The sequence below is a fragment of the Polaribacter sp. Z014 genome (assembly GCF_023555435.1).
Classification (GTDB): domain Bacteria; phylum Bacteroidota; class Bacteroidia; order Flavobacteriales; family Flavobacteriaceae; genus Polaribacter.
Genome location: NZ_JALCZP010000020.1, coordinates 36,653 through 57,032, shown reverse-complemented (window position 1 = coordinate 57,032; position 20,380 = coordinate 36,653). Strand labels below are relative to the sequence as shown.

Below are 20,380 nucleotides of genomic sequence, written 5' to 3'. Positions count from 1 at the left end.
TTTTATATTTAATTTAGGTATTGATTAACGTTCTCTACGTCTTCTTCCGAATCCGCCAGATTTTCTGTCTCCACCACCTGTATTTCTATCTGCTCTATCAGAAGAGCTCCTATCTGATTTTCCTCTAGAAGAAGGGCTGTCAGAACTTCTACGTCTTCCAAAACCTCCATCTTTTTTACCGAAAGGTTTTTTACCACCTCTTCGTCCACCACCAGAACGTTCTTTTTTAGTAATCTCTATGTTTACAGAGCGTCCATCAAAATCTGGTTGATTGCTAGCAAAAGCTTCTAATGTTTGGTCTTCGAAATTTTTATCAAGTTCAAAGAAAGAAAAAGTATCTAAGATATCTATAGAACCTATTTCTATTTTATCACCAATATTTTGGTCGTTAATTAAACCTATTAATTTACCTGGGTTTAAGTTATCTTTTCTACCAATGTTGATAAAGAAACGGGTCATGTTTTCATTAACCGTTCTCGCTCTAGAGTTTTCTCTAGAAGATAAATCATTTAAGTCTTTAGAGTTTTCGTAATACTTTAACATTGTATTAAATTCTAAAGAAACAAATTTTTTGATTAATTCTTCTCTATCTAATGATTCTAGTTTTTCATAAATACTTGGTAAAAATTCCTCCATTTCAGATTCATTTACTTCCGTATTTTGAACCTTATCAATTAAATTCATTAATTGATTCTGAACAATTTCTTTTCCAGAAGGAACTTTACCTTCTTCAAATTTCTTTTTAATGATTCTTTCAATCTGACGTAATTTCCCCTTTTCTTTTCCATTTACTAAAACAATAGAAATACCTTTATTACCAGCTCTACCAGTTCTACCACTTCTATGAGTATAGTTTTCTATTTGGTCTGGTAATTTGTGGTTTATTACGTGTGTTAATTCAGTAACATCCAATCCACGAGCAGCAACATCTGTAGCTACTAATATTTGAATTGTCTTTTTACGGAATTTACCCATTACAGAATCTCTTTGCCCTTGAGATAAATCTCCATGCAAAGCATCTGCACTATAACCATCTTTTATTAGGTTGTCTGCAACTTCTTGTGTTTCTCTACGAGTTCTACAAAAGATAATTGCATAAATATCAGGGTTTAAATCTGCTATTCTTTTTAATGCAGGGTAACGAGTTCTTTCTGTAACTGAATAATATTCATGACTTACATTTTCTGAACCAGAATTTTTCTCACCAGAAGTGATTTCTACTGGTTTGGTCATGTAGTTTCTTGCAATAGACTCAACTTCTCTAGGAAAAGTTGCAGAAAACAATAAAGTTTGTTTTGTTTCTGGAGTAGCTTCTAAGACTTTATCTAATTCGTCTTTAAAACCCATGTTTAACATTTCATCAGCTTCGTCTAAGACTAGCCATTGAACGTTTCCTAATTTTAAAGCTCTTCTGTTAATTAAATCTACAGTTCTACCTGGAGTTCCAACTACTATTTGTGCACCTCTTTTTAAAGATCTAATTTGATCTTCCATACTAGAACCACCATAAACGGTAGCTACTTTAACATCTGGTAAATATTTACAAAAGTCTTTTATGTTATTACCAATTTGAACTGCAAGTTCTCTTGTTGGTGATAAAATAATTGCTTGTACGTTTTTACTATCTGTATCTAAAAGCTCTAATATTGGCAAACTAAAAGCAGCAGTTTTACCTGTACCTGTTTGTGCAAATGCTTTTAAATCGTCTGTAGATGAAATAATTTGTGGAATTGCTTTTTCCTGAATTACGGTAGGTTTTTCGTAACCTAAATCCGTCAATGCTCTGTTAATCGGTTCTTTTAAACCTAATTCTAAAAATGTTGACATTACTGTGTTTTTTTGGATTCACAGAACGCCCACCTGCAAACCCGATTATAAATTCGACCTGATTATTAATGAGTTAGACTCAGAATAAAAATCGTGCAAATGTACAACTAATATTTTAATTAAGATGAATTATTTTGGAATACTTAATTGTTTTAAATCTGAATACAATTTTTTAGAAGAAATTGAAGCAAAACCGTTTGTTATTATTCCTTGTTTGTTAATAATAATAGATCTTGTCATTTTACTTGTTAAGAAATTGTTTGCCTGGCTATTGGCAGTAATAAAATATTGACTTTTAATATCTAGGTGTTTTATTCTGTCATGCACGCTTCCATCAATTTTTATTTGAATAAATTGTACATCAGGAAATTGTCTTCTTAAATAATTAATTCTAGACGAGATATACATAGGTGTCGTATTCTCTGGATTCCAAAATAATAAAAAAGTGTTTTTATTTTTTATGAGTTTTTTTATAGAGTGTGTTCCGTTTGTTAAATCATTTATGGTAAAATCAACCATTTTTAGACCTTTATTTAGTACTTTACTATCTAAAAGTAATTGCCTAACGTGAGCCTTGTCTTTTGCACTTGTGCTTAAATTAAAATAAGTTTCAAAAGCTTCTTTGTTTGCGTTGCAGCTAGATTTTTCATAAAAATGACTGACAACTGTTTGCTTTAAAAAAGCATTTTTTGAGGCTTCAGATTTTATCTTATTTTTTATTGTTTTTAATAAATCTACTGTAAAACTAGACGAATACTCATTGGTCATTGGTTTATGTCCCAAAGAATAGGTGATATTGTATAGAAAATTCCTTACATATTTAGAGTAAGGTTGGTAGTACATTAAAGAGTCGTTATTTATATTTACAGACGCTCTATGCTTATAAAAAGTATTATTAATGGTACTAAATTCTGTTTTATGATTGTATTTTACATTGGCAATTGGGTATCTTTCTATTCTAGCAAAAATAGGGTAGGTAAGTGCCACTTTTAAAACGTTATTAAAACCTTTTGTTTCTTCTGTATGATCTTTTGTGTATTCTTTATAAGTTTTCTCTTTTAAAGAAAGTAAAGAATCTGTTTTTCTAAGAAATTGGTTAGGTGATAATTTGTTAAATTCATAAAACATTTTATTATCTTTTTCCTCTTCTAAAAAGCAGTCTATTAAAATATTATTTCTTTCGGCACCTTTTCCTGCAAAAACGATAGATTCATCAAAATCCCAAGTGTTTAAACGCAACATTAAACTATCTTTAGGTTCTAAGTATATATATTGGTTTTCATTTCCATGCGTAAAATAGTACAAACCTTCATTGGCGTTTTCTAATTTTCCTAAAAATTTATGATCTTTACCTAAATACAATGTATCTATTACTTTATCCATAGAGAATAAAACAACATATTTAGATTTTGGGTTTATAATTTTACCGCCAAAATAAGTTGCTGTATTTTTAGAATTAGAACTACAGCCCACAAAAGCAGTAATCATAATTAATAAAATTAAATGAAGAAGATATTTAATCATACACATTAGGGGTCTTTACCTTATAACAAAGTTAGGTATTCATAGGAGCTATCGTTGTTAATTCATTGTTAAAATAGTTATAAAAACGGAAGTATAATTTATTGAAAACCGTTTGAAATGTGGGGGTAAAAGATAAATGAAATTTGTACTTTTGCAAAAATTAAAAAAATATAGAGTATGTTATCAGTTTCTAATTTATCTGTACAATTCGGAAAACGAATTTTGTTTGATGATGTTAATACAAAATTTCAAACAGGAAATTGTTATGGAATTATTGGTGCAAACGGAGCAGGAAAATCCACTTTCTTAAAAATTATTTCAGGTGTTCAAGAACCAACTTCTGGTCAGGTGCATTTAGAAAAAGGTAAAAGAATGTCTGTATTAACACAAGATCATTATGCTTTTGATGAATTCCCAGTATTAGAAACCGTAGTAATGGGTAACAAGGATCTTTTTAAAATTAAAAAGCAAATAGATGATTTATACGCTGACTATACTGATGAAAACGCAGAAAAAATTGGTGAACTTCAAATAAAATTTGAAGAAATGAATGGTTGGAATGCAGATTCTGATGCTGCAGCAATGTTATCTAATTTAGGTATTTCTGAAGAGTTGCATTATTCATTAATGAAAGATTTAGATGGTAAACAAAAAGTACGTGTATTAATTGCACAAGCGCTTTTTGGAAATCCAGATGTATTAATAATGGATGAGCCTACCAACGATTTAGATTTCGAAACTATTGCTTGGTTAGAGAATTTTATTGCAAATTTTGATAACTGTGTTATTGTAGTATCGCATGATAGACACTTTTTAGATGCGGTTTGTACACATATTTCTGATATTGATTATAGTAAAATAAATAATTATTCTGGTAATTATACTTTCTGGTATGAGTCTAGCCAGTTAGCAACAAGACAAAGAGCACAACAAAATAAGAAAGCTGAAGAAAAGAAGAAGGAATTAGAAGAGTTTATCCGTCGTTTTTCTGCAAATATGGCTAAGTCTAAACAAGCCACTTCTCGTAAAAAAATGATTGATAAGTTAAATGTTGAAGAAATTAAACCTTCTAGTAGACGTTACCCTGCTATTATTTTTGACAGAGATAGAGAGGCTGGTGATCAGATTTTAAATGTAGAAGAATTATCGAAAGAATTTGAAGGAGAAAAATTATTTGATAATGTACATATCAATTTAAATAAAGGAGATAAAATTGCTGTTATTTCTAGAAACTCTAGAGCGGTAACTGCTTTTTATCAAATTATAACGAATAATGAAAAGGCCGATGCTGGTAAATTTGATTGGGGTGTTACAACTACACAATCATACTTACCGCTAGACAATTCTTCTTTTTTCCAAGATGGAGAATTAAATTTAGTAGATTGGTTAAGACAGTATGCACAAACAGAAGAAGAGCGTGAAGAAGTTTTTTTAAGAGGTTTCTTGGGGAAAATGATTTTTTCTGGAGAAGAAGCTTTAAAGAAAAGTAACGTGCTTTCTGGGGGAGAAAAAGTACGTTGTATGTTGTCTAGAATGATGATGAAGAGAGGAAATGTCTTAGTTTTAGATGAGCCAACAAATCACTTAGATCTAGAATCTATACAAGCTTTAAATAATTCATTAATCAATTTTAAAGGAACTATATTGTTTACAACGCATGATCATGAGTTTGCACAAACGGTTGCCAACAGAGTTATTGAGTTAACTCCAAAAGGAGTAATCGATAGATATACTACTTTTGATGATTATTTATCAGATCCAAAAATTAAAGAATTAAGGGATAAAATGTATTCTTAGTTTTAAAAGACACAGATTTTACAAATATTCAATACTTTAACAAAAAAAGACCCACAAATTTTAAAAATTTGTGGGTCTTTTTTTGTTCTTTAGATTAAATTTTCAAGAATATTGAATGGGATGAAAGAGTGTCTTTGATGCCATAAATATTATGTGTAATCTGTGAAACACGTGTCTTTTTATTTTTTCTGTAAAGGGCTAATAATTTTAACATCAGAAAAAGAAATAGCACCTCTAACAACACCATCTATCGTTTTCTTTAAGGCTTCAATCAATTGCATTTTTAATTGTGATTTATGATAAATTAAACTCACTTCTCTTGCTGGTGGAGGATTTGTAAATTCACGTAAATGGCTTTTATCGGCATCATTTAAATCTAAAGTATGTAAATAAGGTAGCAACGTCATTCCCAAACCTTCTTTAGACAGTTTTATTAAAGTATCAAAACTTCCACTTTCTAATTGAAACCCTTTTTTATTATCTACTTTACGAGTGCTACATAAATTAATAACGCTGTCTTTAAAACAATGCCCATCCTCTAATAACAGAATATCTTCCATTTCTAACTCCTCAGCAGTGATGGTTTTGTTTTTAGATAGTCTATGGTTTTGAGGAATTAAACCAACAAAAGGTTCATAATATAAAGGTCTTTCTTTTATCGCTTCATTTTCTAAAGGAGTTGCAGCAAGACCTGCATCTATATGACCGTCAGTTAATTTTCTTATAATTTCTTCGGTAGTTAATTCTTCGATAATTAACTTTACTTTCGGATATTTTTTAGTGAAATTTTGTAGAAACATCGGTAATAAAGTGGGCATAACTGTAGGAATAATCCCTAGTTTAAATTCACCACCTATATATCCTTTTTGTTGATGAACAATGTCTAAAATTCTATTACTTTCATCTACGATAACTTTTGCTTGTTCTACTATTTTTTTTCCTACTTCTGTTAATTCAATTGGCTTTTTAGAACGGTTAAATATCTTAACACCTAATTCGTCTTCCAATTTTTGAATTTGCATACTCAATGTAGGTTGAGTAACAAAGCTATGCTCTGCAGCAACCGTGAAATTCTGGTATTCTGCAACAGATAAAACGTATTTTAATTGGGTAATGGTCATTGTGTATCAAATTTTTTGATAAAGATATTAAAACTATCAATTATAATTATACTTTATGAGCTTAAATTTTTCTTAAATTTGTGTATCAATAAAAAATATTACAAAATGAACAAAACAATATTAGGATTAGACAAAAAAGAAACAGCTAATTTAGTCGATGAATTAAATGGTTTATTAGCAAATTTTCAAATTTATTATCAAAGTTTAAGAGGTCTACACTGGAATATTAAAGGGAAAAATTTTTTTCAATTACATGTTAAGTTTGAGGAGTTTTATACAGATTCTCAAGTAAAGATAGATGACATTGCAGAACGTATTTTAACCTTACAAGGCAAGCCTTTGCATACTTTTACAGATTATATTAATTTAGCAATAGTACCTGTAGGAAAAAATATTTCTAATGATGTAGAAGCAGTGGAGTTGGTTGTAACCTCACTTTCTGAATTATTAAAAATTGAAAGAAGTATATTAGACTCTTCAGATGAAGCAAATGATGAAGGTACCAATTCTATGATGAGTGATTTTATTGCAGAGCAAGAAAAAACAATTTGGATGTTAAATTCTTGGTTGGGTAAATAATTAAAAAAAAATAGAAACGTATCACGTTGAACTTGGTTCAGCATCTTATTACTAAAATAATAAATTCCTATTAAGATCTTAAAATAAAATTTAGATCTAATAGGAATTTTATTTTAAATATAGTTTTTATTTAAGTAAATAATAAACGCCAATTTCTAAGCCAAGAAAACTATAACCATTATTGGGTGTTTTAGTATCAAAGTTAGAAACATGTCCTATATTACTTCCTAAATACAGGGATGTCTTTTTACTAGTTTTATAAGAAAAACCCAAAGATCCGTTTTCTATAAAAGTAAATCCTTTTGCCAATCGTTCTGTTCTAGTGTCTATAGTTGCTAACCCTAAACCAATGGTGGCTTTAAAGTCTAAGTTTTTAATAATTTCTCTCTTCAGAGCAAAACCTAGTTCAAAAGCATATAAATGCATGGTTTTAGGTGTTGTAAATTCTAATCTTAAATCTTGATAATTATTTTCTGAAGGCAAAACAAATTGCTCATTTAATAATTGGTGTTTTATAACCTGTATTTCTGGTTGAACGATGAGTTCTATATCAAAGGATTTCCATTTACCTAAGTCGTAAAAAGCTTGTAGTTTCAGTATGTTTGAGGAGTACGTGTAATCCTTATCTTCAAAAACAAAGTTTTTAGCATTTACATTATTGTAAAGAAAACCAACTTTTTTAATATTTAGAATCCCTTTTTTCTTTTCTTGAGCATTTAAAGTATAGGTGAGGGCTAAAATTAAAAAAAATAGAATTTGTTTTTTAGACATTTATTTAAAAATTACGGCTCTTAATTAAGGGAGATTAAGAAAACATTTTAGCTACTTTTTCTGCCTTTCTACTTGTAGAGTAATCATAAAAACCTTCGCCAGATTTTATGCCTAATTTACCAGCCATAACCATGTTTACTAATAATGGACAAGGAGCATATTTAGGGTTTTTAAAACCATCGTATAAAACATTCATAATAGACAAACAAACATCTAAACCAATAAAATCTGCCAATTGTAAAGGCCCCATTGGGTGTGCCATACCAAGTTTCATTACGGTATCTATTTCTTCTACACCAGCAACATTATTATACAAAGTTTCTATAGATTCGTTAATCATGGGCATTAAAATTCTGTTAGCCACAAAACCAGGATAATCATTTACTTCCACCGGAATTTTACCAACCTTTTTAGAAAGCGCAACAATGGTTTCCATTACCTCATTAGAAGTATTGTAACCTCTAATAATCTCTACTAATTTCATAATAGGTACTGGATTCATAAAATGCATTCCAATAACCTTATCGGGTCTACTAGTTGCAGCAGCAATTTGAGTTATAGAAATAGAAGAAGTATTGGTTGCTAAAACGGTGTTTTCATTACAAACTTTGTCTAATTCTTTAAAAATTTTCCCTTTTAAAACAGCGTTTTCGGTGGCAGCTTCCACAACTAAATGTGCGTCTTTAACCCCTTCCTTAATAGAGGTAAACGTGCTAATGTTATTTAAAGTCTTGGTTTTATCTGCTTCAGAAATTTTTTCTTTGGCCACCATTCTATCTAGATTTCTAGCAATGGTGTTCATTCCTTTTTCTAAAGAAGCTTCAGAAATGTCTATTAAACTTACCTTATAATTAAACTGAGCAAAGGTATGTGCAATTCCATTTCCCATGGTTCCAGCACCAATAATAGCTATATTTTTCATGTATTCTATTTTATTTGGGCGTTTTAACGGGCTTTCGCTACTCGCTTTTTTCGTACCTCAAAAGAGCTCAAACAAACCGCTCTATCCCTAACGCAATTATTTACAAACCTCACTATTTATTCAAAAAATATTCACTCTTTTAAAAGTGAAAATAAGTGCCTTGTTCTTTTTAAATCGACAATCTAACTCCAAAAGGAACAAGGTATGCTTCTTATATAAATATTTTTATATTAAGCCAAAATTGGATAGAATAAAACACTTGGTTATCACTCTTCGATTAAAAACAATCAATAATCATTTGTGCTACTTTTAGCGCTTCCGTACCTTGTCTTAAACTTACTACTGGAGATGTGTTGTTTTTAATTGAATGCGCAAAAGACTCTAATTCGTCTAAAATAGCATTGTTATTTTCTACTTCAGGATTTTCAAAGTAAATCTGTTTTTTAACACCTTCAGCATTTTGTAAAATCATTGCAAACTCATCAGGATTTGCAGGGACGTCTTTCATTCTAACAACTTCAGATTCCTTGCTTAAAAAATTAACAGAAATATAGGCATCCTTTTGAAAAAAGCGAGATTTACGCATGTTTTTCATAGAAATTCTACTAGCAGTTAAATTAGCGACACAACCGTTTTCAAACTCAATTCTTGCATTTGCAATATCAGGAGTATCAGAAATAACAGCAACACCACTTGCATGAACATTTTTAACTTGAGATTTTACAACAGAAAGAATAATATCAATATCATGAATCATCAAATCTAACACTACAGGTACATCTGTACCTCTTGGGTTAAATTCTGCCAAACGATGGCATTCGATAAACATTGGGTTTTCTATTTTATCTTTAACAGCTGTAAAAGCAGGGTTAAAGCGTTCTACATGCCCAACTTGTCCTAAAACATGAAATTGACTAGCCAATGTTTTTAAAGCTTCTGCTTCTAAAACGGTTTTAGTAATTGGTTTCTCAATAAAAATATGACGTCCTCTTTCGATGGCTAATTTAGCGCAATCAAAATGAGATAAAGTAGGTGTTACAATATCTATAACTTCAACAGCATGTATTAATTCCTTTACAGAATCAAAAGAGGTATAACCAAATTCTTCGGCAACATTTTTTGCGTTTTCCTTAGAGGGATCGTAAAAACCAACTAAGTTGTATTTGTCTGATTGTTGTAATAATCGTAAATGAATTTTTCCTAAGTGGCCAGCACCTAATACTCCTACTTTAAGCATATAAAATGTTTTAAGTCTTTCTGAACAAAGTAAAACAAACCTTTTAGTGAATCGGTTATTTTATGATTTCTTGCGTTGTAGCAGAAACGTTCATTATAAAGACATTAGTTTCGTTTTTCTGACTTTAAAAATCAGCCAAAAACAAAGATACAATTTTATGCTTATGTATATAGATTAATTACTATTTTTAGAGTCCAGAAATTTATAAAATTTGAAAGACACTTCTAAACACCAAGGACTTAGAAACCAGTTAGCTAAAGTATTAAAAGCAAAAGGGATTATCGATGAAAATGTATTGAATGCAGTACGTAGAATTCCGCGACACCTATTTATTGATAGTAGTTTTGAGTCTCATGCCTATCAAGACAAAGCTTTTCCTATTGCAGCAGATCAAACTATTTCTATGCCTTACACTGTGGCTTTTCAGTCTCAAACTTTAGAGGTAAAGCCTGGTGATAAAGTATTAGAAATTGGCACAGGTTCTGGGTATCAAACGGCTGTTTTATTAGAATTAAAGGCAGAAGTGTACTCGATAGAAAGACAACGAGAGTTGTTTAAAAAAACCTCTCTTTTTTTACCAAAACTGGGGTATAAACCCAAAAGATTTATTTTTGGAGATGGATATATAGGATTAAAAGAACAGGCACCTTTCGATAAAATTATCGTAACCGCAGGAGCTCCTTTTGTACCTAAACCGTTATTATCTCAATTAAAAGTAGGAGGTAGGTTGTTGATTCCGGTTGGAGACAAAACACAAATAATGACGTTGTTTATTAGAAAATCTGCTACAGAATTCGAAAAACATGAATTAGGAGATTTTGCTTTTGTACCCATGTTAGAAGAAAAAAATTAGTGTTTCAAGTTTTAAAGGTTTGAAAGTTCAAAGTTGGATGTTTTAAAGGTTTAAGTTTTGTTTAAATCCTTATTTTTAGTGCTTGATGTTTCCAAGTGAACCTTTTTCTGTAGGTGTTAGTTCATAAATAAAATTAGGATTTAAGTTTTCTACTTCTCTATGAGAAACAAAAAGGATAGTGGTGTCACTTTCTTTTACAATTTTATTAATTAAAGCAACCACAATTGCAGTTCCTTGGTTGTCTAAATTAATGAGTGGTTCATCTAAAATTAATAATGGCGGATGCTTTATCATAGCTCTTGCTATTAAAACCAACCTTTGAGTTGCGGCAGTTAGGTCTTGAAAAGAAGTGTTACTTTTGCTTTTTAAATTTAATAATTCAAGCCAATCATCTGCTGTTTTAATTTGAAGAGTAGTTGGTGTTTGGTATAAGCCTACGCTATCATAAAAACCTGAAAGCACCATTTGTGCAACCGTAATTCTTCGTTTAAATAATTCTAAAATAGCAGGACTAAAATACCCTATTTTTTCTTTTATTTCCCAAACACTTTCTCCAGATCCTTTTTTCTTACCAAACAAATAGACTTCTTGTCTAAAAGCTTTTACATTATTCCCGTAAATCATGGATAAAATAGTAGTTTTTCCAGATCCATTAGGGCCAATTAAATGCCAAAATTCATTTTTATTGATTGTCCAATTAATGTTTTTTAAAATACATCTATCATCATATTCAACATTTACATTTTGTAAGGTTATAAGTTGGTTTGGTATATTTTTGTAGAATGTAATCGGTTTAGGAACTTCTCCTTTAAAGTTAAAGTTAGTCTCTTTAAATGTGTATTTTTCTATAGGAACATTCTCAATAATCTCATCATTTTCAATTTCTAAAACATGTGTTATTATTGGCAAAATTTCTTCTTTTCTATTAAAAAGCTGAATTAAAATAATTTCTGAGGATAACGCAATAAGATCTTCTTTTAAATTAGAAACAGAAGCAATGTCTAAGCTTTCAAACGGACTGTCTAAAATTAAAAATTCTGGTTTTTGTTGCAGCAAATAGTTGAGCAAAGCCTTTTTTTGCTCTCCACTAGACAAGGTTCTAATACTTCTATTTTCTTTGCTTGTTAAGGTTTGTGTGTTGTGTTTTGCTTCTTCGTCTATAAATCTATCTAAAATAGAATGTGAAAATAAAAGTCCTTTTTTGTTTTTTAAATTAGGGAAACTATGTATTCCTTTTAAAATGTTTTCTACCAAAGAACTTTTAGAAGAAAGACTTTTATTTTCAATTGTAAAATGGATATTCTCCATAATGATTTCTTATTTTTTTACTAAAGTAACATGTATATAACTAAGTACTTTTAGTTTGTGCTTTTACTAAATGCAATATTTATATTAGATTGAAAAACTATTCAACTGCACGATACCAGTTTTGTGTGCGAAATAAAAAGGCAATATAACCTCGTACGTTCAACTTGTTAGCGTTGTCTTCATCTAACCAAATTTTACAGCCATATTCTTTTCCTTTTTGAGGGTCTAAAATTGTACCTCCTTTATATTCATCACCTTTCTTTTTCATACCTTCAATAATTATCATACCTAAGATAAGCTTATCTTTCTTATCTCCCTCACATTTATCACAAACAGCATCTTGACGATCTTTATTAAGTACTTTAACAACTTTACCGTAAACTTTACCGTTTTCTTCATATAGGTTCACTATCGATTTGGTTTCGCCAGTTTCATCATCTACTGTTTTCCAATTTCCTAAAATTGATTGTGCATTTACTGTTACTGCAAGTATTAAAAGTGCGAATGTAAAAAGTGATTTTTTCATGTTTTTTTTGATTTATAAAGACATCGATAAGAGAGGTCTTAATTATTTAATTGGTTTTTAAAATATAATTTTAAATGAAGTGAATAAACATTTAATCATATTTTGCACTAAAGTTATTTTCCCATTTTCCTTGAACACGTAATATTTGTTCAATTACATCTCTTACGCAGCCTTCGCCACCTTTTTTATAAGAAATATATTTAGAGATACCTTGTATTTCTGGTGCTGCATCATTTGGGCAACAAGGCATTCCTACTAATTTCATTACAGGATAATCTGGAATATCATCTCCCATATACAACACGTTTTCTGGTTTTAAATTGTATTTCTCTACCAATTCGTTGTATTGTTTAATTTTATCATGAGCGCCTAAATAGATGTCTTTTATTCCTAAGTTAGCCAAACGTGTTCTTACTCCTTCGTTTTTTCCTCCAGAAATAATACAAACATTTAAACCTTTATCAACGGCAGTTTTTAAAGCGTATCCATCTTTAATATTCATGTGTCTTACTAATTCTCCGTCAGGCATAATCGTAACCATTCCGTTGGTAAGTACACCATCTACATCAAAAATTAAGGTATTTATTTGTGGTAATAATTGTTTGTAACTAATTTCCATATTTATATTTTCTAAAACTTCTACACGTTGTTAGAAGTGGTATTGTTTGTTTAAAATAAATTTAATCAACCGAATTTTGAATTGATTTTGTTAAAAGTTGATAGATTTCTTGTTGATTTGTATCCAACAAATCTAAATGATTTTTTATTGTTTTTTTATCTTTTCTTACCGCAGGTCCTGTTTGTGCTTTTTCTGGGGATAAAGATGCTATTTTAGAAGCAGTTTCTTTAATTAATGGTAATAAAACTTCAAAAGGTACTTTATGTTCTATACAAATATCGTTTCCAATTTTATAAAGGTGGTTGGTGAAGTTGTTTACAAAGACGGCTGCAACATGCAATGCTTTTCTTTGTTCAGAATTTATAGTATAAATTTTTTGCCCTATTGCTTTTGCAACTTCACTAAGTAATTGTTGGTCTTTTTTAGTGGTAGCTTCTAAGCAAAAAGGAACTTCATTAAAATTGAAGTCTTTTCCCTTTGAAAAAGTTTGTAACATGTAAAAAACTCCTTTGTTATTTTTGTTTTTTAACTCGCTAATACCACATCCACCGGAGGTGTGAACCACAAACTTATTGTTGATTTTAGAAGAAACTTCAGCAATTGCATCATCTGAAACAGCAATAATTGTAAGATCTGCACTTGGAATTTTTTCTAAATTTCTAGAACTAATTTGTGTAATTGCAATACTATCAGCTTTTGAAAAAGCAGTATATAAATGCGTGGCAACATTTCCATTTCCAACAAGTAGTATTGATATCATAAAACGAAGATATTAATTTTTTTAGTGGATTGTACAAGGATTTATTAAATTAGCAAGCATAAAACGAAAGAAATGAAAGAATCGAAGAAATTTGGAATAAATACTACCTGCGTTCATGTTGGCGAAGTTAAAGACGAACAATATAAAGGAGCGGTTTCTCCTATTTATCCTTCAACTTCTTATGCTTTTGATGGCGTTGATGTGAAACGATATCCGCGTTATTTTAATACACCGAATCAAGAAATGTTGCACAAGAAGATTGCAGCTTTAGAGAAAACGGAAGATGCTTTAATTTTTGGTTCTGGCATGGCAGCTATTTCTGCCGCTTTATTTGCTTTTTTACAAAAAGGAGATCATGTAGTTGTGCAGCAAGTAATTTATGGCGGAACCTATAATTTTATTGTATCAGAATTTGATAAATATGGAATAGAATATTCATTTACAGAATCTGATAAAGTAGCAGATTTTAAACCTTTAATCAAAGAAAATACGAAGGTTTTATATATAGAAACACCTTCTAATCCGTTATTAGGTATTACGGATATGAAAGCAATTGCTGATTTGTCAAAAGAAAACGGAATTTTAACCATGATAGACAATACGTTTGCATCGCCTATTAATCAGAATCCTATAGATTTCGGAATTGATATTATGTTGCATTCTGCCACTAAATATATGGGAGGACATTCAGATATTTCTGCAGGTGCCATTGCAGCAACTAAAGAACATATTGAGCAAATATGGAAAACTGCTATCAATTTTGGAGGGAATTTAAGTGATCAAACCGTTTGGTTGTTAGAAAGAAGTTTAAAAACCTTGAATTTACGTGTAAAAGAACAAACTAAAAATGCGCAAAAAATGGCAGAATTTTTAGAAAGTAATTCAGATATTGATACCGTGTATTATCCTGGGTTAAAAAGTCATCCGCAGTATGCGTTGGCTAAAAAACAAATGAAAGGTTTTGGTGCAATGCTATCTTTTGAGTTAAAAGAAGGAATTGATGCTATGAAATTTCAGAATCATTTACAATTGATAAAACCGGCTATGAGTTTAGCAGGTTTAGAAAGTACAACTGTTAGTCCAGCACAAACCACACACGCTTTATTAAGTGAGGAAGAACGATTGGCAAGAGGAATTAAGGATGGATTAATTCGTTTTTCTGTAGGTATTGAAGAATCAGAAGACTTAATTGAAGATATATTACAAGCAATAAAAAAAGCAAAGAGTTAAACTCTTTGCTTTTTAAAATGAAAATTTGTTAGAATTTTACATGTGATCTAATTGGTGGTGTTCGTCAATTAACGGTCCACCTTCAATGATTTGTTCTGATGCTTCATTCGCAAATTTCTCGAAGTTTAAGTGGAAGAAATGTGCTAAGTGAATTGCTTTACTAATATAAGCTCCTTTGTTTATCCAAGTATTCATTGGGTTTAACATTTCTGTAGGAACATTAGGACAATATTTTGGCATAAATAATCCGAAAATAGGGTGTTGTTCAAATTCGATATTATCTAAACTTCCTTTTAAGATTTCTCCAATCATTGCTCTTGTGTATTTTAATTTAATACGAGAACCAGTTCCGTAAGGACCTCCAGACCAACCTGTGTTAATCAACCAAACGTTTACACCTGCTTCAGTCATTTTTTTACTTAACATTTCAGCATATTTTGTTGGGTGTAATGGCATAAAAGGTTCACCAAAACAAGCAGAGAAAGATGGTACAGGCTCTGTAATTCCTGCTTCTGTTCCTGCTACTTTTGCAGTATATCCAGAGATAAAGTGGTATGCAGCTTGTCCAGGAGTTAATTTAGAAACCGGAGGCAATACACCAAAAGCATCAGCAGTTAAAAAGAAAATATTTTTAGGGTTGTTTGCGTATGATGGTACTGCAATATTATCTATGTTATAAATTGGGTAACTTACACGTGTGTTTTGTGTAATAGAACCATCCATATAATCTACTTCTCCATCTTCTTTAAATACTACATTTTCTAATAAAGCACCTGGCTTAATAGCTCTAAAAATATCTGGTTCTTTTTCTTCTGATAAGTCAATTACTTTAGCATAACATCCACCTTCAAAGTTAAAAATGTTGTTGTCTTTAGTCCAACCATGTTCATCATCACCAATTAATTTTCTTGAAGGATCTGCAGATAAAGTTGTTTTTCCTGTTCCAGATAATCCGAAGAAAATTGCTGTATCTCCATCTTCACCAACATTTGCAGAACAGTGCATTGGTAAAACATCTTTTTCTACTGGTAAAATTAAATTTAATGCAGAAAATATACCTTTTTTAATTTCTCCTGTATAACCAGAACCACCAATTAAAGCAATTTTATCTGTAAAGTTAATGATAGAGAAATTTCCTTGACGGATTCCGTATGCTTTTGGGTCATCACAAATATAACCAGGAGCACATAATACTAACCAGTCTTCATCAAAATTAGCTAATTCTTCATCAGTAGGTCTTAAGAACATATTGTAAACAAAAGAAATAGACCATGGGTATTCTGCTACGGTTCTAATATTTGTTCTGTAAGTTGGGTCTGCACATACATAACCATCTTTAGCGTATATTTCTTTATTAGATAAATAATCTGTAACGTTCTTTTTTAATTTATCGAAATTTTCTTGAGAAACAGGTTTGTTGGTTTTTCCCCACCAAACTTTGTCTGCTGTATAATCATCTTTAACTATAAATCTATCTTGAGGAGATCTACCAGTAAATTTACCAGTGTTTACAGCTAAAGTTCCATTTTTGGTTTCTCTACCCATACCTTTTTCAATAGTAATTTTTTGAAGTTCTTCAGTAGGTAAGTTCCAATTTACTGTTACGTTTTTTAATCCGTAGGTTTCCATGTTTCTTTTGGTTTCCATAATTTAATTATATAGTTATTAATTAATGATTATTATAATGGTCAAATATTTGACGTTTATATTATTGTTTTTTGATATTGTAAAATTACTCACATTATACAGGTTGATATATGACATATATCATACCCGTAACGAACAGTAAAATTTTATGATAATCCCAACAAAAAGAAGTCAATTTTATATAAAATTAAATACGAAAACGTAATAGAAATAATTTCTTATTATGTTTCTTTAAAAAATGATTATTTTTGATGATTCAATTTATGGTTTTATTAAAGAATAATTAGTAAAACGACGAATTTGTTGTCTTTTTTTAGGGCAATAGAATGGTTTTTATGATAAAAACTGATAAAAAAATAACATATATTAAATGCGTACATTATAATGAAACTAGATATTTTGGCTTTTGGAGCCCATCCAGATGATGTAGAATTAGGTTGTGGAGGCACAATTGCAAAGGAAATTTCCTTAGGAAAAAAGGTAGGTATTGTAGATCTAACGAGAGGCGAATTAGGTACTCGAGGTTCTGCTGATTTACGCGATATTGAAGCAGCAAATTCAGCTCAAATTTTAGGGGTTTCTGTAAGAGAAAATCTTCGATTTGCAGATGGCTTTTTTGTGAATGATAAAAAGCATCAATTAGAGGTCATAAAAATGATACGTAAGTATCAGCCAGAAATTGTGTTATGTAATGCTGTAGACGATCGGCATATTGATCATCCTAAAGGAAGTAGTCTAGTGTCTGATGCATGTTTTTTAAGTGGGTTATTAAAAATAGAGACAGAAGTAGAAGGGGAGTTGCAAGAAAAGTGGAGACCAAAGTTGGTCTATCATTATATACAATGGAAAAATATAGTGCCAGACTTTGTAATTGATGTTACAGGATTTATGGATCTTAAAAAGAAATCGGTGTTAGCATACGCTTCCCAGTTCTATGATCCTGCTAGTAATGAGCCAGAAACACCTATTACAAGTAAGAATTTTACAGATAGTGTAGATTATAGAGCAAAAGATTTAGGAAGATTGATTGGTGTAGCATCTGCAGAAGGCTTTACCACAGAGCGTTACGTGGCTGTAGAAAATTTAAGTAAATTAATTTAATATTTTCTTTTTTAGAAGCGGAAAAAAGTTTTATATTTGCACCCGCAATTATATGGTGGTTGTAGCTCAGTTGGTTAGAGTATCGGTTTGTGGTACCGAGTGTCGCGGGTTCGAGTCCCGTCTTCCACCCAAAAAACAAAGCTTCTTAGAGATAAGAAGCTTTTTTTGTTTCCATACTTTTTTAAATTAAGCATATTTTTAACGTGATTTATTTTTTTTGAGAATCGTGTAAATGTGATATGCATTTAAGATAAATTAAATTGAAGAGCTTTAATAGTATTGTTTGAACCATGTCTTTACGTTATATGATATATTCAATTAATTTAGTCATTAGTAGTACAAACGCATCTGTGGAATCTTTTAGAACGGAATTTAGAGGGGTTAGGGGTATAGAAACTTTCCTTTTTATACTGACAAGTAGTTATGCGTAATTCTATAATATCACAACTTTTGGGCTTAATCTGTCTTTTAATAGGATTTATTCTTTTTGAGGATCGTGCAAGAGTGATGAGAAGGTATGGTGAGCTTAATTAAGAGATTTAATAGTCTTGTTAGGTTTATGTCTGTTCTATTATTAGAGTTGGAAGTACAAGTGTTTCTGAGGAATCTTTTGGAGTATAATTTAGAAGAGGTAGGGCTATGTGTTTTTTGCTTTTTTAGACTCTCAAATATTTATGCCTAATTTCTAAATCCCACAACTTTTTGACTTGATCCTTTCTTAGTATGGTTTTAAAACTTATGTAAAATAAAAAAGTCGCCTAAATATTTTTAGACGACTTTTGAGCGAAAGACCGGGTTCGAACCGGCGACATTCAGCTTGGAAGGCTGACGCTCTACCAACTGAGCTACTTTCGCATTATTGGTAAGCGGTTGCAAATATAATACGTTTTTTAATATCTGCAACCTTTTTTTAAAAAAAAATTAATAAAACTTTTTATCCTCTCTCAATACCTTTAAAAAATGAAAGCCATAGATATTATAACCTTCATTATAGTAGAATTTATGAGATTTAGGATTACTTGCATAGGTGTTTAATTCAATAGCTTCGCAACCTTTACTTTTAACATGATTGTCTATCCATCTAAAAAATTGTTTACCAAGCCCTTGTCCTCTTATAGATTCATTAATAATTACATGATCGGGCTCTACAGATTTACCAATATAGTGTCTTGTGGAGTACCAGAGTCCTGATATTCCCACTAATTTTTCATCAATATATATCCCAACACATTCGTAATTTGTGTTTTTAGATATTTCTAAAACTCTTTCTTTTAATAATTCTAAAGGAGTTTTTGAGTTTAATTTTGTTAAAAGTGGAATTATAGTCAAAATTTCTTCTGCTTCAATTACTTTTATTAATGTATTCATACCTTATAATTTAAAATAGGTGTACTTTTTTTGTATTACAAATTTAGGAATATAATATATTGTTGTCTAATCTTAAATTTGAGTTGTTTGTGAATAAAAAAATCTCAAACATTTGTTTGAGATTTTTATAATATAAATATCAAGCTTTGTTCTTTGTTTTTACTAGATTCTATATGGTTTTTTTTATGTTCTAAAACAATCTATAACCGTTCTTCAATCCATTTTTTAAAACTATGAAAATTTTGTGGCGCAACTCCATGACCAACTGGGTATTCAGAATAAACATTTTGTAATCCTAGATTATCTAAAAAAGGCTTTGTTTTTCTGGCCCATTCTACAGGTAGAACTTGGTCTACCGAACCATGAGAACAGTAGTAATCTGTTTTAATTTCTTTAGAAATAGATTCTGGTAATAATTCTGTATTAATATAACCACTTAAAGCAATTACATGCTGTACTTTATTTGGGTGGAAAAAACTTAAAGAATAACTTAATATGGAACCTTGACTAAAACCTAACAAAAAAGTTTTATTCGGGTCTGTATTAAATTTTGCTTTTATTTCATCAATAAAAATAGCTATTTTATCTATAGATTCTTTGGCTTGTTTTAAATCTGAAAACTTACCGTTTATATCATCAAAATTAATGGCATACCAAGCATAACTTCCAAAACCTAGGGTATTTGGTGCTTGTGCGCTAATAATTAAAAAATCATCTGGCAATTCTTCTGCAAAAGAAAATAAATCTTGCTCATTACTACCGTAACCATGCAGTAAAATTAATAAAGGCGGGTTTTTAGTTGCTTTTTTTGGCTGTCTTACCAAGTACTCTAAATCGCTCATTTAAGCTTTGTTTTTTGTTGTGATTAAACGTTTTTAAACCATTCTTGAAATTGATCTCCAATAACAGGAACTGCCTTTTCTTCACCTTTAAAAGCTCCAATAATACCAATTATCCAAAGAACAAAAAGTGCTACAGCAATGATTAGACCTATGGTGCCGTTTATTGCGGTAATTGCGTATTGATTTATTAAACCTAAAAGAGCTAAGCCAATCATTTGTCTAATATGAAAACTAGCAAATGTGTTTTTTTTAGTATTGTTCATAAAATAAGCAACAATAGTTCCAATAAATGTAATGTAACTGATAATTGCGATTGTTTTTCCTTCGTTTACTGTTTGATTTTCCATA

19 protein-coding genes and 2 tRNA genes are annotated in these 20,380 nt (G+C 30.4%); 6 read left to right on the top strand and 15 right to left on the bottom strand.

Annotated features, from left to right (window positions below; translation table 11 throughout):
• Positions 1-24 precede the first annotated feature (24 nt).
• Together MPF19_RS16020 and MPF19_RS16015 are read right to left on the bottom strand one after the other, a co-directional pair.
• On the bottom strand, positions 25-1,827 hold the full coding sequence (locus tag MPF19_RS16020; protein WP_249989242.1) for a DEAD/DEAH box helicase: 1,803 nt from the start codon (positions 1,825-1,827) through the stop codon (positions 25-27).
• Between the two features lie 129 nt (positions 1,828-1,956).
• On the bottom strand, positions 1,957-3,351 hold the full coding sequence (locus MPF19_RS16015; RefSeq protein WP_249989241.1) for a hypothetical protein: 1,395 nt from the start codon (positions 3,349-3,351) through the stop codon (positions 1,957-1,959).
• A gap of 177 nt (positions 3,352-3,528) precedes the next feature.
• Here MPF19_RS16015 and MPF19_RS16010 point away from each other — a divergent pair, with 177 nt between their 5' ends.
• On the top strand, positions 3,529-5,148 hold the full coding sequence (locus MPF19_RS16010) for an ABC-F family ATP-binding cassette domain-containing protein (protein WP_249989240.1): 1,620 nt from the start codon (positions 3,529-3,531) through the stop codon (positions 5,146-5,148).
• 179 nt (positions 5,149-5,327) lie between these two features.
• On the opposite strand, the gene MPF19_RS16005 is transcribed toward MPF19_RS16010, so the two are convergent.
• Positions 5,328-6,269, bottom strand: coding sequence for a hydrogen peroxide-inducible genes activator (locus MPF19_RS16005; RefSeq protein WP_249989239.1), 942 nt, complete (start codon positions 6,267-6,269; stop codon positions 5,328-5,330).
• Between the two features lie 105 nt (positions 6,270-6,374).
• On the opposite strand from MPF19_RS16005, the gene MPF19_RS16000 reads away from it, so the two are divergent.
• On the top strand, positions 6,375-6,848 hold the full coding sequence (locus tag MPF19_RS16000) for a Dps family protein (RefSeq protein WP_203394590.1): 474 nt from the start codon (positions 6,375-6,377) through the stop codon (positions 6,846-6,848).
• Positions 6,849-6,974: 126 nt separating this feature from the next.
• Here MPF19_RS16000 and MPF19_RS15995 read toward each other — a convergent pair whose 3' ends face one another.
• The 3 genes from MPF19_RS15995 to MPF19_RS15985 all read right to left on the bottom strand — a co-directional run bounded on the left by MPF19_RS15995 (position 6,975) and on the right by MPF19_RS15985 (position 9,778).
• Positions 6,975-7,619, bottom strand: a complete 645-nt coding sequence (locus MPF19_RS15995) for an acyloxyacyl hydrolase (protein WP_249989238.1) — start codon at positions 7,617-7,619, stop codon at positions 6,975-6,977.
• Between the two features lie 34 nt (positions 7,620-7,653).
• Positions 7,654-8,541, bottom strand: a complete 888-nt coding sequence (locus MPF19_RS15990; RefSeq protein ID WP_249989236.1) for a 3-hydroxybutyryl-CoA dehydrogenase — start codon at positions 8,539-8,541, stop codon at positions 7,654-7,656.
• A 277-nt stretch (positions 8,542-8,818) separates the two neighbouring features.
• Positions 8,819-9,778: a Gfo/Idh/MocA family oxidoreductase gene (locus MPF19_RS15985; RefSeq protein ID WP_203394592.1), complete on the bottom strand. Its 960-nt coding sequence runs from the start codon at positions 9,776-9,778 to the stop codon at positions 8,819-8,821.
• Positions 9,779-9,989: 211 nt separating this feature from the next.
• Between MPF19_RS15985 and MPF19_RS15980 the strand changes: the two genes are divergently transcribed.
• The gene (locus tag MPF19_RS15980; protein ID WP_249989234.1) at positions 9,990-10,631 is read left to right on the top strand and encodes a protein-L-isoaspartate(D-aspartate) O-methyltransferase; all 642 of its coding nucleotides are present in this window, start codon (positions 9,990-9,992) and stop codon (positions 10,629-10,631) included.
• Between the two features lie 75 nt (positions 10,632-10,706).
• On the opposite strand, the gene MPF19_RS15975 is transcribed toward MPF19_RS15980, so the two are convergent.
• From MPF19_RS15975 to MPF19_RS15960, 4 genes are all read right to left on the bottom strand, one after another.
• A complete protein-coding gene (locus MPF19_RS15975) occupies positions 10,707-11,939 on the bottom strand; it encodes an ATP-binding cassette domain-containing protein (RefSeq protein ID WP_249989232.1) in 1,233 nt (410 codons plus the stop codon).
• Between the two features lie 97 nt (positions 11,940-12,036).
• Positions 12,037-12,465: a DUF2147 domain-containing protein gene (locus MPF19_RS15970; RefSeq protein WP_203394595.1), complete on the bottom strand. Its 429-nt coding sequence runs from the start codon at positions 12,463-12,465 to the stop codon at positions 12,037-12,039.
• A gap of 91 nt (positions 12,466-12,556) precedes the next feature.
• Positions 12,557-13,084: a KdsC family phosphatase gene (locus MPF19_RS15965; RefSeq protein ID WP_249989224.1), complete on the bottom strand. Its 528-nt coding sequence runs from the start codon at positions 13,082-13,084 to the stop codon at positions 12,557-12,559.
• 61 nt (positions 13,085-13,145) lie between these two features.
• A complete protein-coding gene (locus MPF19_RS15960) occupies positions 13,146-13,844 on the bottom strand; it encodes a Rossmann-like and DUF2520 domain-containing protein (RefSeq protein WP_249989223.1) in 699 nt (232 codons plus the stop codon).
• A 72-nt stretch (positions 13,845-13,916) separates the two neighbouring features.
• Between MPF19_RS15960 and MPF19_RS15955 the strand changes: the two genes are divergently transcribed.
• Positions 13,917-15,074 (top strand): trans-sulfuration enzyme family protein, encoded by a 1,158-nt coding sequence (locus MPF19_RS15955; protein WP_249989219.1) that lies wholly within the window; start codon positions 13,917-13,919, stop codon positions 15,072-15,074.
• Positions 15,075-15,110: 36 nt separating this feature from the next.
• Here the strand turns inward: MPF19_RS15955 and pckA are convergent, their stop codons facing one another.
• Complete coding sequence (gene pckA, locus MPF19_RS15950) at positions 15,111-16,721, bottom strand: phosphoenolpyruvate carboxykinase (ATP) (protein ID WP_249989217.1); 1,611 nt, start codon at positions 16,719-16,721, stop codon at positions 15,111-15,113.
• Positions 16,722-17,105: 384 nt separating this feature from the next.
• On the opposite strand from pckA, the gene bshB1 reads away from it, so the two are divergent.
• Positions 17,106-17,822 (top strand): bacillithiol biosynthesis deacetylase BshB1, encoded by a 717-nt coding sequence (bshB1, locus tag MPF19_RS15945; protein ID WP_203394600.1) that lies wholly within the window; start codon positions 17,106-17,108, stop codon positions 17,820-17,822.
• Between the two features lie 54 nt (positions 17,823-17,876).
• Positions 17,877-17,952 (top strand) — tRNA-His (locus MPF19_RS15940).
• A gap of 652 nt (positions 17,953-18,604) precedes the next feature.
• Here the strand turns inward: MPF19_RS15940 and MPF19_RS15935 are convergent.
• The 4 genes from MPF19_RS15935 to MPF19_RS15920 form a co-directional block, all read right to left on the bottom strand.
• Positions 18,605-18,677: transfer RNA gene (locus MPF19_RS15935), tRNA-Gly, on the bottom strand.
• 66 nt (positions 18,678-18,743) lie between these two features.
• Positions 18,744-19,190, bottom strand: coding sequence for a GNAT family N-acetyltransferase (locus tag MPF19_RS15930; RefSeq protein ID WP_249989215.1), 447 nt, complete (start codon positions 19,188-19,190; stop codon positions 18,744-18,746).
• 200 nt (positions 19,191-19,390) lie between these two features.
• Positions 19,391-20,032 carry an alpha/beta hydrolase gene (locus MPF19_RS15925; protein ID WP_249989213.1) on the bottom strand — a complete coding sequence of 214 codons (642 nt, stop codon included), beginning with the start codon at positions 20,030-20,032 and terminating at the stop codon, positions 19,391-19,393.
• A 23-nt stretch (positions 20,033-20,055) separates the two neighbouring features.
• Complete coding sequence (locus MPF19_RS15920) at positions 20,056-20,379, bottom strand: DUF4870 domain-containing protein (protein ID WP_249989211.1); 324 nt, start codon at positions 20,377-20,379, stop codon at positions 20,056-20,058.
• Position 20,380 lies beyond the last annotated feature (1 nt).